This is a genomic window from Saccharothrix sp. NRRL B-16348 (assembly GCF_001280085.1).
Lineage (GTDB): Bacteria > Actinomycetota > Actinomycetes > Mycobacteriales > Pseudonocardiaceae > Actinosynnema.
The window spans coordinates 99966-114277 of record NZ_LGED01000013.1 but is presented as its reverse complement, the minus strand read 5'-3'; the positions used below and the strand labels follow the sequence as shown (position 1 = coordinate 114277).

The 14312-nt window shown below is 72.8% G+C and carries 14 protein-coding genes; 6 read left to right on the top strand and 8 right to left on the bottom strand.

Features of this window, described 5'->3' with window-relative positions; all coding sequences use genetic code 11:
- Window positions 1-50 precede the first annotated feature (50 nt).
- Genes ADK67_RS04385 through ADK67_RS04375 form a run of 3 tightly spaced genes read right to left on the bottom strand, consistent with a single transcriptional unit; the run spans window position 51 to window position 2660 of the window.
- Window positions 51-464, bottom strand: coding sequence for a hypothetical protein (locus tag ADK67_RS04385; RefSeq protein ID WP_157619914.1), 414 nt, complete (start codon window positions 462-464; stop codon window positions 51-53).
- 26 nt (window positions 465-490) lie between these two features.
- Window positions 491-1849 (bottom strand): multicopper oxidase family protein, encoded by a 1359-nt coding sequence (locus tag ADK67_RS04380; RefSeq protein WP_053715079.1) that lies wholly within the window; start codon window positions 1847-1849, stop codon window positions 491-493.
- Window positions 1842-2660 (bottom strand): cupredoxin domain-containing protein, encoded by an 819-nt coding sequence (locus ADK67_RS04375; RefSeq protein ID WP_157619913.1) that lies wholly within the window; start codon window positions 2658-2660, stop codon window positions 1842-1844. The genes ADK67_RS04380 and ADK67_RS04375 overlap by 8 nt, the downstream gene beginning before the upstream one ends.
- Before the next feature lie 200 nt (window positions 2661-2860).
- Here ADK67_RS04375 and ADK67_RS04370 point away from each other — a divergent pair, with 200 nt between their 5' ends.
- Window positions 2861-3796: a hypothetical protein gene (locus ADK67_RS04370; RefSeq protein WP_157619912.1), complete on the top strand. Its 936-nt coding sequence runs from the start codon at window positions 2861-2863 to the stop codon at window positions 3794-3796.
- A 25-nt stretch (window positions 3797-3821) separates the two neighbouring features.
- On the opposite strand, the gene ADK67_RS04365 is transcribed toward ADK67_RS04370, so the two are convergent.
- A complete protein-coding gene (locus ADK67_RS04365; RefSeq protein WP_053715076.1) occupies window positions 3822-4670 on the bottom strand; it encodes a LysR family transcriptional regulator in 849 nt (282 codons plus the stop codon).
- A gap of 144 nt (window positions 4671-4814) precedes the next feature.
- Between ADK67_RS04365 and ADK67_RS04360 the strand changes: the two genes are divergently transcribed.
- Window positions 4815-5552 carry an NADPH-dependent F420 reductase gene (locus ADK67_RS04360; protein WP_082403206.1) on the top strand — a complete coding sequence of 246 codons (738 nt, stop codon included), beginning with the start codon at window positions 4815-4817 and terminating at the stop codon, window positions 5550-5552.
- Between the two features lie 159 nt (window positions 5553-5711).
- Window positions 5712-6236, top strand: coding sequence for a hypothetical protein (locus tag ADK67_RS04355; protein ID WP_053715074.1), 525 nt, complete (start codon window positions 5712-5714; stop codon window positions 6234-6236).
- Window positions 6237-6317: 81 nt separating this feature from the next.
- Here ADK67_RS04355 and ADK67_RS04350 read toward each other — a convergent pair whose 3' ends face one another.
- Together ADK67_RS04350 and ADK67_RS04345 are read right to left on the bottom strand one after the other, a co-directional pair.
- Entirely contained in the window at window positions 6318-6785 is a 468-nt protein-coding gene (locus ADK67_RS04350) for a nitroreductase family deazaflavin-dependent oxidoreductase (RefSeq protein ID WP_053715073.1), read from the bottom strand.
- Window positions 6782-9532: an AfsR/SARP family transcriptional regulator gene (locus tag ADK67_RS04345; RefSeq protein WP_053715072.1), complete on the bottom strand. Its 2751-nt coding sequence runs from the start codon at window positions 9530-9532 to the stop codon at window positions 6782-6784. Before ADK67_RS04345 ends, ADK67_RS04350 begins: the two co-directional genes overlap by 4 nt.
- 98 nt (window positions 9533-9630) lie before the next feature.
- Between ADK67_RS04345 and ADK67_RS04340 the strand changes: the two genes are divergently transcribed.
- Both ADK67_RS04340 and ADK67_RS04335 read left to right on the top strand, forming a co-directional pair.
- Window positions 9631-10083 carry an RICIN domain-containing protein gene (locus ADK67_RS04340; protein ID WP_053715071.1) on the top strand — a complete coding sequence of 151 codons (453 nt, stop codon included), beginning with the start codon at window positions 9631-9633 and terminating at the stop codon, window positions 10081-10083.
- A gap of 177 nt (window positions 10084-10260) precedes the next feature.
- A complete protein-coding gene (locus tag ADK67_RS04335) occupies window positions 10261-11955 on the top strand; it encodes an HAL/PAL/TAL family ammonia-lyase (protein WP_053715070.1) in 1695 nt (564 codons plus the stop codon).
- Between the two features lie 22 nt (window positions 11956-11977).
- Here ADK67_RS04335 and ADK67_RS04330 read toward each other — a convergent pair whose 3' ends face one another.
- A complete protein-coding gene (locus ADK67_RS04330) occupies window positions 11978-12883 on the bottom strand; it encodes a CU044_5270 family protein (protein WP_053715069.1) in 906 nt (301 codons plus the stop codon).
- Window positions 12876-13451: an RNA polymerase sigma factor gene (locus tag ADK67_RS04325; RefSeq protein WP_082403205.1), complete on the bottom strand. Its 576-nt coding sequence runs from the start codon at window positions 13449-13451 to the stop codon at window positions 12876-12878. The genes ADK67_RS04330 and ADK67_RS04325 overlap by 8 nt, the downstream gene beginning before the upstream one ends.
- Before the next feature lie 146 nt (window positions 13452-13597).
- Between ADK67_RS04325 and ADK67_RS04320 the strand changes: the two genes are divergently transcribed.
- The gene (locus ADK67_RS04320) at window positions 13598-14284 is read left to right on the top strand and encodes a hypothetical protein (protein ID WP_063797501.1); all 687 of its coding nucleotides are present in this window, start codon (window positions 13598-13600) and stop codon (window positions 14282-14284) included.
- Window positions 14285-14312: the final 28 nt, after the last annotated feature.

The window sequence follows — 14312 nt, the reverse complement described above, 5'->3', positions numbered from 1 at the left end:
GCCGTGCGCAGGTCGGTCCGCGCGGCCGGTCCGCCCGGGTCGTGGTCCAGTCAAGTGAACGTGTTGGTCTGCCGGCCGTGATCGCCGATCTGCACGCCCTTGTTGTCCCGCAACTCCAGGTGGTACTTGGCGCCCACACCCTCCACTGCCGCCGGTGCGGGCGACGGGTCACCGGGATCCGCGTCGAACGGCCGGTCGGGCAAGGAGATCCAGGCGGCGCCGGACAGCTCCTTCACCTCGACGTCCACCCGGCGGAACGTGCGCGGGTCGACCACCGTCGAGTGGCGCACCACCTCGTCGAAGATCCACGGCGACACGACCAGGGCGAGCACGCCCGGCGAACCGCGGAGCGCGGCCTTGAGGGCGGGGAGGTCCAGGAACCGGAACGTGGTGGTGATCGAGGTCGACGTCGCGCCCTGCGCGTCGAAGACCACCTCGCCCGGGTTCACATGACGCAGAAGCACCTGATCCACCGCGCGGCCCGTGCCGTTCAAGGCGCGGACGGCGGACGCACCTCCAGCACGCCCATCATGCCCAGGTCCTCGTGGGAGGCGATGTGGCAGTGGTAGACCGTGCGGCCCGGTTCGCCGCGGAACGGGACGGCGATCGTGACGGTGCCGCCCGGTGGGACGTTGACGGTGTCGCGCCAGGCCCGCAGCGGTTCCGGGACGCCGTCGCGGGACAGGATTTGGAACGAGTAGCTGTGCAGGTGGAACGGGTGGTCGGTGGTGTGGTCGTTGACGACGTCCCAGACCTCCAGGGTGTCCAGGTGTGCCTCCAGGTCCACGCGGTGGTGGTCGAACGTCCTGCCGTCCAGCGTGAAGTGGTCGGTCCCGGTGCCGCCGAACACGATCCGCCGGCGGCGCACGGCGTCGGCTTCGTCCAGCACCTCCACGTCGCGCAGCCGTGCGGGCAGCGCGACGGGGGCCAGGCCCGGCGGGACGTCCAGCGCGGCCAGCCGGAACGCGGTGCTCGCCGCGCCGCCCGTGCCGTAGACCGAGTACGGCAGCGCGGTGAGTTCCAGCCGACCGGCGACGCTGGTGTCCACCAGCACCTCGGCGCGTTCACCGGGCGCCAGCAGGACCTCGGTGATCTCGACCGGCTCGGCCACGAAACCGCCGTCGGTCGCGACCAGGTGCAGGGGAGCGCGGTCGCCGGATCGCAGCACGCCCACCAGCAGGTGATCGCCCGCGGTGGCGTTGAGCAGGCGCAGGCGGGTCCGGCCGGCGGTGGGCGTGAGCACGGGGCGGACCACGCCGTTGACGCCGATGTCCTGGCCGGCGCGGGTGAACATCAACAGCCGGTCGTCGCACGACTTCAGCAGCTCGTCGGCGGCGCCGGTGACGACGATCGGTCCGGCGAGACCCGCGAGCAGTTGTCGTTCGACGTCGCCGTGCGCGTGCGGGTGGTACCAGAAGGTGCCGGCCACGCCTTCGGGCACGGCGAATTCCTGCGTGCTCGTCGCGCCGGGCGACAGGTGGGCCAGCGGTGCGTCCACGGCCGGTGCGAGCGGCAGGCCGTGCAGGTGGAGGCTGCTGTCGGCGTCGAGGTCGTTGCGGAACTCCAGCCGGACCCGGTCGCCTTCGCGGAGCTTGACCAGCGGTCCGGGCGCGGAACCGTTGTAGCGCAAGGAGTTGCCGGCCGGGGCGGCGACCAGCTCGCCCCGCAGCACGCCGTCCGCGCCCGCGTGCAACGGCAACGCGGCCGGCCGGGGCAGTGCCGGGCCGTCGGCGGGTCCGGCTCCGGCGAGGGCGGCGCGCAGCAGCGGCACACCACCCGCGACCAGCCCTCCGGCGGTCAGGCCGCCCGCGATCAGGGCGGTCCGGCGGGACACCTTCCGCTCAGTCATGGTGGTGCGCCCCGGACGTCTCGGGCACGGCGGTGGTGTCGGGCGCCAGGGCGTCCTCGGTGACGGTCAACCGGCCGACCATGCCCTTCTCCTCGTGGTCACCGGCCGCGCAGTGCACCGCGTACCGACCGGGCCGGGCGTTCACCACCGCGATCCGCGTGCGGCCACTGGGCACCTCGATGTCCACGCCCAGCTCGGTGATCGTGAACGTGTGGTTGTCGTCGGTGTCGTTGGTGAACTTGAACGCCACCGGCTGACCAGGGCCGACGCGCAGCTGGGCCGGGGAGAACTTGAAGTTCGTCAGGTCCACGGTCGGCAGCGCGGAGAGCTGCTCGTCGGTCAGCGACCCGGTGTCGTCGGACTGCGGCCACACCACCAGCAAGGTCGCCGCCAACGCCACGCCGACGGCCGCGCCACCGCCCAGACCGACGAGCCGTTCACCGTTCCCGGTGCTCGGGCGCAGCGCCAGGACCAGCGACGACACGATCGCCACCCCGGCGGCGAGCACGAGTGCCGCCGCGACCGCGAACGGCAGCACGTCACCGGGGCGGACCAGGTCGAACGCGAGGTCGACCGGCCGGAAGAACACCACCAGGGCCGCTACCGCGATCGTCACGACCGGTGCGATCCGGGCACGTCGCCACAGCAGCGCGGCTGCCGCCAGGGGGAGGGCGGAGACGGCCGCCATGCCCGGGTTGGGTTGGCCGGCCAGGACCAGGAAGGCGACCGCGTTCGCCACGGCCAGCACCAGGGACGCGGCCAGGGCGGTGGTCGGCGAGGACGTTCGGCGTTCGACTGCAGGGGCGCTCACGATGACTCCAAGGTTTGTGATTGATTAGTCACTCACTACTGCTCGTAGCTCACCGTGCCGAGGTATGCCCTGTCAAGTGACGATGAGAAGAGGGCGTGTTAGGCCTCGTGAGTGTTCAGTCACTCTGCCTGGTCTGGTAACGGCCCGTAGGACCGTTCCGATGAGCTGCGTACAGCCGTTCGGCGCAAAGGAAGTGCGTGGTGGTGGAGAACTCGGCGTTAGGCCTCGTCATGCTGGAGGCCGGGGTCCCGGTCGTCGTGACGGGCGAGGAGGACCACCAGGCGTGGTTGGCGAGGTACCCCGTCGCACCGGGCGGGCGGCGGCGCGTCGCGGTCGGCTTGGCGTGGTGCACCATCGGCTCGGGCGCGCACCGCGGCCAGTACGCGATCGAGGTCAGGTTGGACGGGCAGCGGGTCGGTGAGCTGACGTACCTGATGTCCCGGCGCTACGCCGACACCATGGGCAGGGTGATCGAAGCCGGTGGCACGCCGGGCTGCGAGGCGGTGATCCAGGTCGGCGGCCGCGGGCTGGAGATCGTCCTCCTCCTGCCCCGTGACACGTCCGGGGTCGTGCCGCCGCAGACTGCCGTCTTCGCCCCGCCGGCGCGGCGGAAATCACCTCATCCGATGTGGATCGTCGCCGGGGTGCTGGTGTTCTTGCTCATCGCGATCAGGGCACTGGCGGAGGTCGGATCGTCCATTGAGGACTCGGCTGCCCCGCTCTCCACGACCTCGTCCCGCACGACGACCACCGCACCGACCACAACCGCCGCGCCGACGACGACCACGACTACAACAACCACCACCACGACTACGACCACGACTACGACCACGACGACCACCACCACGACGCCCGCCGCCGAACCCGCCCCGAATCCCGAACCACAACCCCAACCGCAGCCCGAACCCCAACCGCAGCCCAATCCGCAGCCGAACCCGGCGACCCAGGCCCCACCGCCGCCCGCGCCGAACCAGGGCTGCCACGCCAGCTACACGCCGTGCGTGCCGATCGCGAGCGACGTCGACTGCAAACCCGGCAAGGGCAACGGCCCCGCGTACGTGACCGGCCCGATCAAGGTCATCGGCCCGGACGAGTACGGCCTGGACTCCGACAACGACGGCGTCGGCTGCGAGTAGGCGGTCGTCGGAGCGTCGGGAACGCTCAATCCGCGAACGCGGCCACGTACGACGCCACGCACGACGCCGGCGTGACGAGCGACGTCACGACGTGGCCGTCGACCGTCACCGGAGGGTCGAGCGGCACGGGCAGCACCCGTGCGGAGCGGGATCCGGCGAGCTGCTCGGCCGGCATCAGCGTCCAGCCCTCCGGGTCCCGGCCCACGTCGAACAGCACGTTCAGCACGTCACCGGCGGGCGGTCGGGGCGGCGCCGCGGGCAGGGCGGCGAGGATCGCGTCGTGCAGCGGCGGGTCGCCGTCGCGGGCGGGGAGCCGCAGGCCGTGCGGGTCGAGGTCGTGCAGGCTGACCGCGGGCTTGCCGGCGGCGGGGTGCTCGCGGGACAGCACCGCGTGCAGGGGTTCGGACCAGGCGCGCGTCACCGTCAACGCCGTGGACCGGACGGCGCCGCGGACCAGCGCCAGGTCCAGCCCGCCGTCGCGGACGGCGTCGAGGCGCGCGGTCACCGGCAGGTCGACCAGTTCCGGCTCGGCGGGGCGTTCGCGGTCGCGCAGGCGGGCCAGCGCGCGGTCGAGCCGCGGGGTGACGCAGGACGCCACGCCGACGCGCAGTGCGGCTGCCGGTTCCCCGGCGACCACCCGCACGCGGGCCGCCGCGGCCAGGGCCTCCCGTGCCGCGGCGAGCACCCGTTCGCCGGCCGGGGTGACCCGCACCCGGCGTGAGGTGCGGTCGAGCAGGCGCACGCCGAGTTCACGTTCCAGCCGGCTGATCTGCTGGCTCACCGCCGGCTGCACGATCCGCAGCCGTTCCGCCGCGCGGCCGAAGTGCAACTCCTCGGCGACGGTCACGAAGTACTTCAACGCCCTCAGCTCCACCCCTCCCTATCTATCACACGATGTGATCGCTGCCGGTGATCTTTGATCATTGTCGGCGCGGGCCGCCGCGGCTGTGATGAGTGCGAACCACGAAGCGGACACCGGTTGTCGCGACGCGTGGCGATACCCGAACGGAGAACAGCGGTGAGCACAGCAACGCTCGGCATCATCGGCGCGGGGATGGTCGGCGTGGGGGTCGCCCGCCGCGCCGTCGACGCGGGCCTCGACGTCGTCCTGGGCAACTCGCGCGGCCCCGGGACGCTGACCGATCTCGTCGCCGAACTCGGTGGACGGGCCCGCGCGGCCACCCCGGCCGAGGTGGCACGTGCCGCCGACCTGGTCGTCGCGGCCGTGCCGTTGGCCGCCCACGAGCGCCTGCCCCGCGCGGAACTCGCCGGCAAGACCGTGATCGACCCGATGAACTACGCGCCGAAGCCGGACTGGAGCGTCCCGGAACTCGACCGCGACGAGCTGACCTCCAGCGAACTCGTGCAACGCCACCTCGACGGCGCACCGGTGGTGAAAGCGTTGCACTGCATCGGCCCCAAGCAGCTGCTGAACCTGTTCCGCCCGGCCGGCGCCCCTGACCGCACGGCGCTGCCGCTGTCCGGCGACGACCTGGCCGCCAAGGACGAGGTGGCCGAACTGCTGGACGTCCTCGGTTTCGACGCGGTGGACCTCGGCACGCTGGCGGAGAGCTGGCGCAGCGAGCCCAACACCCCGCTGTACGCCATCCCGTACGTGGGACAGCCGCCGGCGGGCCTCACCGGGCCGGACTTCGTGGCCTGGATCCAGAACGCACCCGGCACACCCCTGTCCGCCGCCCGGGTCAAGGATCTCGCCGCCGCCGCGGTGCGCGGACCTGCCGGATTCCGGCTGTAACCAACGCTCGGCCGCGAGGGCCGGACGTCGCCCGACCCGCGCCGGGTGGATCGGCACGACTCAGCCGGGAACGTGGAGCGAGCTCGCCCCGAACAGCGGTGTCCCCGGGAGTGGTGAAGGGGCTACCCACAACAGGACGTCGACGAAGGGCTGGGTGTCATGGCACGGAGGTTCGGTTCGTTCCTGGCGTTGGTGCTGATCACGGCCGGCAGCTTGGCGGGCGCGACCGGCGCCGCCTCGGCGGCGACCGTGGAGCAGGTCTGCGTCGGCACGTGGGCGGTCACGTACGACCCGCCCATCACCAACACACCGCGGCTCGTGCACGGCAACCTCACCGGCGTCTTCCCCGCCTGCACGAACCTGGTCGCGCCCAGCGGGTCGTACGGCCAGGCGTTCACCGACACCGTGTCGTGCGCGACGCTGCTCAGCGCGGGAGCGGCGTCGCGCACGTACACGTGGAGCAACCCGTTGGCCGCGCCCACGACGTTCGCCTACAACTGGACGGTCAGCGACGTCGGCGGCCAGGCCGTGATCACCAACACGGGCCTGATCACCGGCGGCACGTTCGCCGGCGCGAGCGCGGAGCAGGTGGCCGTGCTCGTGACGCCGGACGTCCTGCAGTGCGGGGGCGCCGGCATCTCCAGCCTCACGGGCCCGACCACGCTGACCGTCTTCCGCCCGTAGCGGCCCTCACCAGTCCAGCGGCAGGGCAGACCGGTGACGAGCCGGTGGTCGTCGAGCGAGAAGTGCCGGTCGTTCAGGTGCTCACGCCCGATCGGCCCGGGTCAGCGCGACGACCGGGATCGTCCTGGTCACGCCGTCCTGGTAACCCGCGTAGAACGGGTACCGGCCCACCACCGCGTCGAACGCGCGATAACGCTCGGCGGCGTCGAGGACCACCGCCTCGGCGGGGAACTCGTCGCCCTCCACCTCCACGGTGACCTCGGGCGTGGCCACCAGGTTGTGGAACCAGGCCGGGTGGTGCGGCTTGCCGAAGTTGCTCGCCACCACCAGGTAGCGGTCGCCGTCGCGGAAGTAGAGCGTGAGGATGCTCCTGGGCTTGCCCGACCGCGCCCCGGTCGTGGTCAGCAGCAGCAGGTCCATGCCGGTCATCACACCGCCGACCCGGCCACCCTCGGCCCGGTACTCCTCCAGGACGGCCGCGTTCCAGGCGAGGACTTCCTCGCGGGACGCGTCGGCGAACGGAACCCTGTCGCTGGCCTTGGCGCTCACCCTGCTCCTGCCTCTCGTCTGATGTTCTTCACGACCTCGTCGGCCTTCTGCCCGTGCCCGAGCCGCCGGTACAGCTCCACGGCGTCCCGCCACACCGCGCCGGCCCGCTCCCGCTCGCCGAGGGCGGTGTGGGCGTGGCCGAGCCGGTCGAGGGTCTCGGCGGTCTCGTAGGTGTTGCCGAGGTCGTGGTAGAGGCGGACGGCTTCGCGGTAGCGCTCGACGGCCCGGCGGTGGTGGCCGCTGTGGTGGTCGATGTAGCCGAGGCTGTCCAGGGTCTGCGCCACGCCGCCCACGTCCTGGTGCTCCCGGTACAAGGTCAGGGCCGCCTCGCAGTGCGCGCGTCCGCCGTCGTGGTCGCCGAGGCGCGCGGTGTACCAGCCCACCGCGTTGAGCGCGTTGCCCGTCCACACCGGCTGGTCGAGCGTGCGGTAGAACGCCAGGGCCCGGCACGCGTGCTCCAACGCCCGCCGGTCGTCCCCCTGACGCTCCAAAGCGGACGCGAGCGTGTAGTGCGCGTGGGCCTGCTGAACGGGATCCTGGTGCCGTTCGGCCAGGGCGAGGGCTTGGCGCGTGTGCCCGATCGCCTCCTCGTGGCGGCCGAGTTCGGCGTGGGCGCGCCCGAACAAGCGGTGGGCCAGGACGTGCGAGACGGGATCGGTCAGGTGGCCGGCGGCGGCGACCGCCACCTGCCACACGGCGAGCTGGTCGTGGCGGTGTCCCCGCCGGTACTGGAAGGTGTTCAACGTCCAAGCCAGCTGCCACGCGGTGCGGTGCAGGCCGTGGTCGGCGGCCGTGCGCTGGGCGGCGCGCAGGGTGACGTGCTCGGCGTCGAACCAGGCCATCGCCGCCGGCAGGTCGGGCAGCGGTTCGGGTCGGACGCCGTCGGCGGGCGGGTCGAGCTCGATGGCCGGGCGGTGCTGTTCCAGGAGCAGGTCGGCGGCGTACGCGGTGTGGACGTAGAAGTCGAGCACGCGCCGCAGCGCCGCCTGCCTGGTGTCGGCGGGCAGTTCGCGGTCGGTGGCGTAGCGGCGGACCAGGTCGTGCATGCGGTAGCGCCCGTTGACGTCCTGGTTGACCAGCGACGCCTGTTCCAGCCCTCGCAGCACGGTCCGGGCGCGACTCGGGGGGACGCCGATGAGGCTGCTCGCCGCGGCGAGGCAGCTGTCCGGTCCGGGCGCCATCGCCAGCAGTCCGAACACCTCGGCCTGCTCGTCCGTCAACGCGCGGTGCGATGACGACAGCACGGCGGGCAGGCTCGCGGCGGGGTCGGTGTCGTCGAGCGCGTCGAGCGCGCTGTCGCGCAGTTCGCCCGCGAGCGCGGCCAGGGACAGGTGCGGGTGGGTGTGCGCCCGGCCGGCGATGATGCTCAACGCCAACGGGAACCCGGCGCACAGCCGGATCAGCTCGTCGGTCGCCGCGGGTTCGGCGTCGACGCGCGCGGCGCCGAGCCGGGCGGTGAGCAGGCCGCGGGCGTCCGCGTCGGCGAGGGTGTCGACGGGCACGTGCCGCGCGCCGTGACCGGTGACCAGGCCCGCGAGCCTGCTGCGGCTGGTGACCACCACCGCGCACGTGTCGCTGCCCGGCAACAGGGACGTGATCTGGGCCGTGCTCGCCGCGTTGTCCAGCACCAGCAACATCCTCTTGCCGGCCACCAGGCTGCGGAACAACGCCACCTGCGCGTGCGGCTCGGCGGGCACGCGGCCGGGCTCGACCCCCAACGCGTCGAGGAACCCGCGCACCGCGACGGCCGGCTCCATCGGATCGCTGTCGGGGCTGAAACCGCGCAGGTCCACGAACAACTGCCCGTCGGGGAACCGGTCGGCGTTGCGGTGGGCCCAGTGCAACGCCAGCCAGGACTTGCCGATGCCGCCGGTGCCCGCGATCGCGGAGATCACCACCGTGGCCGCCCCGGCCCGCAGCGCGGCGTCGAGCCGGTCCAGCTCGTCGTGCCGGCCGACGAACGGCCCCGGCGCCGCCGGCAACTGGCGCGGCACGGGGCCTGCCGGGCGCCGCGCCGGGGCGGGCCTGTCCTCGAGCAGTCGCTGGTAGACCTCGCGCACGTCCGGGTCGGGATCGACGCCCAGCTCGTCGGCGAGGCGTCGGCGTAGCACGTCGTAGTGGGCGAGCGCTTCGGCGTGCAGACCGCTCTCCGCCAGCGCGAGCAGCAGCAGCCGCGCGATCCGCTCGTCCAACGGGTGCGCGGCGGCCAGCGCGGTCAACGACGGCACCAGCCGGACGTGCTGCCCGAGCCGCAACCGCACCTCGTGCTCGTCGAGGCGGGCGGCGAGCAGTTCGGTCTCCAGAGACTCCCGCACCCGTGCCGCCCACGGCGAGTCGACACCGGTCAGCGGTTCACCGGTCACGAGGCCGAGCGCCGCACCCAGCCGTTCCGCCCGCGCCTCGTCGTCGCCGTCCGGTGTCACCAGGTCGCGGAACCGGTGCAGGTCGACGGCCCGCGGGTCGAGGTCGACCACGTAACCGCCGGACCGCTTGCCGAGCGTGGCTCCCGGCACGTCCACGAGCGCCTGCCGCAGCCGGGACACGTAGTTGTAGATCGCGTCACGAGGCTTCAGCGGCAGTTGCTCGCCCCACACCCGGTCGGCCAGCGTGTCGGCCGGGACGACCCGGTTCACGTCCACCAGCAGCGCCGCCAGCACGCACCGGACCCGCGCGTGCCTGATCACCACCGGCGTGCCGGGCGTCAGCACCCGGACCTCGCCCAGCAGCCGAAACCGCACTCCCCCCATGACCGGTCAGTATCCACCAGGCCGTGCCAGGTCCGTGCCAGGTTCCGCCGGCAAGGTCCCCTCCGGACCGAAGACCCACACTCCAAGAGGGGGAACGGATGAAGTTCGGACGTGTCGTGGCGGTGCTGGTCGCCGTGCTGGTGGGACTCCTGGGGGTGGTCCCGGCGGCGTCGGCGGCTCCGGAGCAGTGGAAGTTGAAGAGCGAGTGGGACAGCGGGATGTTGGACCACAACTTCACCGACGGCGTGCACACGCGCCCGTCCAACGCGGGGCCCTACCAGAACTGGGAGGTGAAGCGGTACGCCGACGGCACGTACCGGTTCATGAACGTCGCCACGAAGATGTGCCTGGACAACAGCGAGCACGGCGTGCGCGGCTTCGGCTGCAACGACGGCTCCTGGCAGCGGTGGCGCGTGAACCACTGGGGCAACGGCACGTACGAGATCCTGAGCGCGTGGAACAACCACTGCCTGGACAACAGCGTGTACGGCGTCCGCACGTTCGGCTGCAACGGGCTGAACCACCAGCGGTGGACGTTGTGGGCGCCGTGACCGCGTAGGGGGAATGAGGCTCCCGGTGGGACGGTGGACCGAGGTCCGACGTCCCACCGGGAACCTCGCCGTCCGTCACCCGATGGCTCGGTTCGCCCGCTCACGTCCGGCCCGGGCACGCCGGCGGTGCCAGGATCCCCAGCGGGAAGTCGGTCCATGAACGACGGAGGAGCGCGAATGCGGGTCCCGTGGCGGTTCCTGGTCGTCCTCGCCGTCGGCGCCGTCACGGTGTCGAGCACGGCCGCCGCGCCCGCCGACCTCGTCACCCGGCAGCAGTCGCCCGCGCTGGAGCTGGACGGCGACTCGCTGACCTGGTCGCAGCTGGTGGACGTGCTCGAAGCCGACCGCGTCACCATCCGCCTCGGCCTGAAGTCCCGCCAGGAGATGATCAAGACCAGGCAGGGCGCCGAGGCGGCCCTCGCGGCCGGCCAACGCGTGTACGGGTGGAACCAGGCGTTGGGCCCGTTGAAGGACCAGCCGTTGCCGGAAGCCGACCGGGTGGAGTTCCAGCGCCGGGTGCTGCGCTCGCACGCCGCCGGCGTCGGCCCCGCGCTCCCGGACCGGGTGGCGCGGTTGGCGCTGGTGCTGCGGGCCAACACGATGGCCCGCGGCGCGATGGGGGTGCGGCCGGAGTTCGTGGACCGGATCCTGGAGCTGGTCAACGCCGGCGTCACGCCCCGGATGCCGGAGATCGGGTCGCTGGGTACCGGTGACCTCCAGCCGATGGCGGCAGCCGGTCTGGTGCTCACCGGCGAACCCGCGCCCGCGCGTTTCGAAGGCCGGGAAGCACCCGCGCCGGAAATCCTCGCGGCGGCCGGCGTCGCGCCGGCGTTCCAGTTGGAGCAGGGCGAGGCGCTGCCGCTGATCAGCGGCAGCAGCGTGGTCACCGCCCGGTACGTCGACGCCGTGGTGCGCGCCGAACGGCTGCTCGACACCTACGACGGCGCGTTCGCGTTGTTCCTGGAAGCGACCAGGGCCGAACAGGGCGCGTTCGACGCCCGCACCCACGACGAGCGGCGCATCCCCGCCGAAGTCGAGGCCGCCCGCGTCACCAGGGCGTTGATCTGCGGCACCGGCTGGATGACCGACGAGGGGCGCAAGGCGAGCGGCGACGAGCACCCGCGCATCCAGGACGCCGTGTCGATCCGCGCCACCCCGCACATCGTCGGAGCGCTGCGGCAACGCCTCACCGACGCCCGCGGCCACATCGAGCGCGAGGCCAACGCCTCCACGTCCAACCCGCTGGTGTTCCCCAAGCCGGGCGGCGGCCACGAGTTCGTCATGGGCGGCAACTGGGACGCCGCGCTGCTCGGCCACGAGATCGACTCGCTCAACGCCCAGGTCGCCGACCTCGGCGTGCTGTCGCAGGAGCTGTCCGCCCGGCTGCTGGCCGACAAGTGGAGCTACCACCTGCCGGCCAACCTCGCCGGGGGAGAGATCGGCCTGAACTCGGGCATGGTGCAGGTGCAGACCGTCGCGGTGGCGCTCGTGCCGGAGATGCAGCAGCTGGCCACCCCCGCGGGCACGCTGTCCCGCCCGGCGAAGTTCGGCCAGGAGGACCACAACACCATGGCGATGGCCTCGGTCCGTGCCCTGCACGCCAACCTCGACCGCCTGGAGACGGTGCTCGCCGTGCACGTCTTGATGGCGGCACAGGGCATCGACCTGATCAAGGACAGGATGGCCGCGTTCCCGCTGGGCCAGGGCACGGACCGACTGCACCAAGCCGTCCGGCGGCACATCGAACCCCTCGCCGACGACCGCTACCTGACCCCGGACCTGGAGAAGGCGACCGACCTCGTCCGCGGCGGCGAGCTGAGCCGCGAGGTGCGCGCCGCCCTCGCCCCGGACCAGCACGAGTGCGCGGCCTGACCGGGAGGCGTGGTGCGGGCCGTCACCCGGGCATGGTGTCGGTCCACTCGGCGTCGATCCTGGCGCCCGCGGGGTCGGCGACCGAGTACACCGCGCCGTCCATCGTGACGAAGACCGACGTCCCGTTCACCCGGCCGGTCGCCGGGTCGACGACGAGCCGCCGGCCGCCCGGCAGCACCAGGCCCTGCCCGCCCGGCACCGCGCCGACGGACTCGACCTCCGGGTACGAGGCGATCGCGCGGAACGCGGCGGCGCGGACCTCGGGCGGCGCCGGCACGGTGGACACGAGCGCGATCAACGACTCGAACGTGGCCCGTTCCCGATCGGCCGCGGTGAACGGGCCCGCGCTCGTCTTCGCGTCGCTGTGCTCGAGCGCCTCGGCGATCCAGGTCCGCAACGCCTCCGGGTCCGTCGGCAGGGCGCGCAGTTCGTCGAGCGTCAGGTCGACGGCGACCAGCGAGAACGGTTTCGGCCGGTGCACGCGCAGCGGGATCGCCTCGCCGCGCGTCTTCACGCCCCGGAACCACCCCCCGCCGTCGTCCCGCTTGATCCAGTACTCGTCCACCCGCTCGTCCGGGAACGTCACCGCGACGTACCAGTAGGCGCCCGACTCCTCGGGTGAACCCTGGGCCGCCGTGGCCGCGGCGAGCAGCACCTCCGGTCCGCTGGCCGCCCGCGCCGACGGGCTGGTGGTCGCGTCGTCCGCGGTGATCCCGTCGGCCGGCGCACCCGGCAGCGTCGAGAACGCCACGGCGGCAGCGGCGGCGGCCACCGTGAGCCCGATGCCCGCGGTCACCCACCCGGTCCGCTTCCGCGAGGCCCGGCCGCCGAGCATCCGGTGCTGGAGCCGGTGGCGGCTGCGGTCGACCACGTCCTGGGAGGGTTCGTCCGCGGTCAGCGCGGCGCGCAGCGTCTGCAGGTCATCCATCGAGTGCCTCCGGGGCGATGAGGGCGGGGTTGAGCTTCTTGCGGGCACGGCTGAGGCGGGAGCCCACCGTGCCGGACGAGATGCCGAGCGCCGCGGCCACTTCGTCGTAGCCGAGCTGGCCGAGCGCCACGAGCAGCAACACGTCCCGTTCGCCCGGCGACAACCGCGCCAGCGCGGTCGCGAGCTGGGGCCGCAGCCGCCGTGCGGCCACCGACGCGACCACCGTGCTCTCGTGCCCTTCGACGGCCGGTTCGACGTCCATCCGCGCCAGCGCCCGGTAGTGGCGGGCCTCCTTGCGGCGATGCCGTGCCACCAGGTTCGTGGCGATGCCGAACAACCACACCCGCACGTCACCGCGTTCGGCGTCGAACGCGTCCCGCCGGTCGAACGCGACCAGGAACGTCTCCGCCGCGATGTCCTCCGCCGTCTGCGCGTCCAGGCGCCCGGTCACGTACCGGTAGATGGCCGTGAAGTACCGATCGTGCACCTCCGTGAACAGTTCCGGGTCCCGCTGTAACCGCGCGGCGAGCTCGGCGTCGGTCACCCGCTCGCCCGTTCCCGCCGTCACGTGTCCGCCTCTGCCATGTGGGGGCCTTCCAGTCGGTGACCAGCTTCCACCCACACTTCGCCGCAACCCCGTTCCTTCTTCCCATCCGAACCCCGACCCGCGGCCCTGGTCGAGGTGCCGCGCAAGCCTGTGGTGTGATCATCGGCATGACGGACTGGTCCCGGCTCACCCACGCCTACGGCACGGCGGAGGACGTCCCGCCGCTGCTCGACCGGCTGGCCACCGACCCCGACGACGGGACGTGGAGCGAGCTGTGGTCGTCGCTGTGCCACCAAGGTTCGACGTACTCGGCGAGCTACGCGGCCCTGCCTCGTCTCGCGGACCTGGCGCGTGACCTCGACGAGCCGCACGCGACGCAGGCCGTGACGCTCGCGGGTGCGATCGTGGCGGGCGGGGGAGAGGCCGTGCTCGAGGAGCACGCCGAGGCCGCCGGTCGTCTGCTGGCGGTGGCGAACGGGTTGTTGCCCGACGCGGACGAGGACACCTACGCCTACCTGCTGGAGTGCGTGCTGGCCTTCGAGGGGGTCGCGTACTGGCAGGACGCGTTGGCCTGGGGTGTGACGGAGGAGGAGTACGAGGTGGAGTGCGAGGAGTGCGGGGCGAACCTCGCGATCTCCACCGCGCAGGGGACGTGTGCGGAGGACGGCGGTGGCTCGACGTCGTTGCGCCCGGCCGATCCGACCACACTGGACGGCGTCGGTGGGCGGCTGCACGGCTTGGCGACCGCGCACGGCCAGGCGAAGGTGGCACGGGTGCTGGTGCACGTGTTCGGCGGCGCGACCTGTCCGTCGTGCGGGACGGAGTTCGTGGTGGCGGACCAAGTCCTCGCCTGAGGGCGAACTCCGGCGAAGGCAGGCTCGG

Coding starts and splice junctions, on each gene's coding strand:
- ADK67_RS04330 (WP_053715069.1), bottom strand. CDS start 12,883: ATGGATGACCTGCAGACGCTGCGCGCCGCGCTGACCGCGGACGAACCC.
- ADK67_RS04355 (WP_053715074.1), top strand. CDS start 5,712: ATGGCACGGAGGTTCGGTTCGTTCCTGGCGTTGGTGCTGATCACGGCC.
- ADK67_RS04320 (WP_063797501.1), top strand. CDS start 13,598: ATGACGGACTGGTCCCGGCTCACCCACGCCTACGGCACGGCGGAGGAC.
- ADK67_RS04340 (WP_053715071.1), top strand. CDS start 9,631: ATGAAGTTCGGACGTGTCGTGGCGGTGCTGGTCGCCGTGCTGGTGGGA.
- ADK67_RS04345 (WP_053715072.1), bottom strand. CDS start 9,532: ATGGGGGGAGTGCGGTTTCGGCTGCTGGGCGAGGTCCGGGTGCTGACG.
- ADK67_RS04380 (WP_053715079.1), bottom strand. CDS start 1,849: ATGACTGAGCGGAAGGTGTCCCGCCGGACCGCCCTGATCGCGGGCGGC.
- ADK67_RS04335 (WP_053715070.1), top strand. CDS start 10,261: ATGCGGGTCCCGTGGCGGTTCCTGGTCGTCCTCGCCGTCGGCGCCGTC.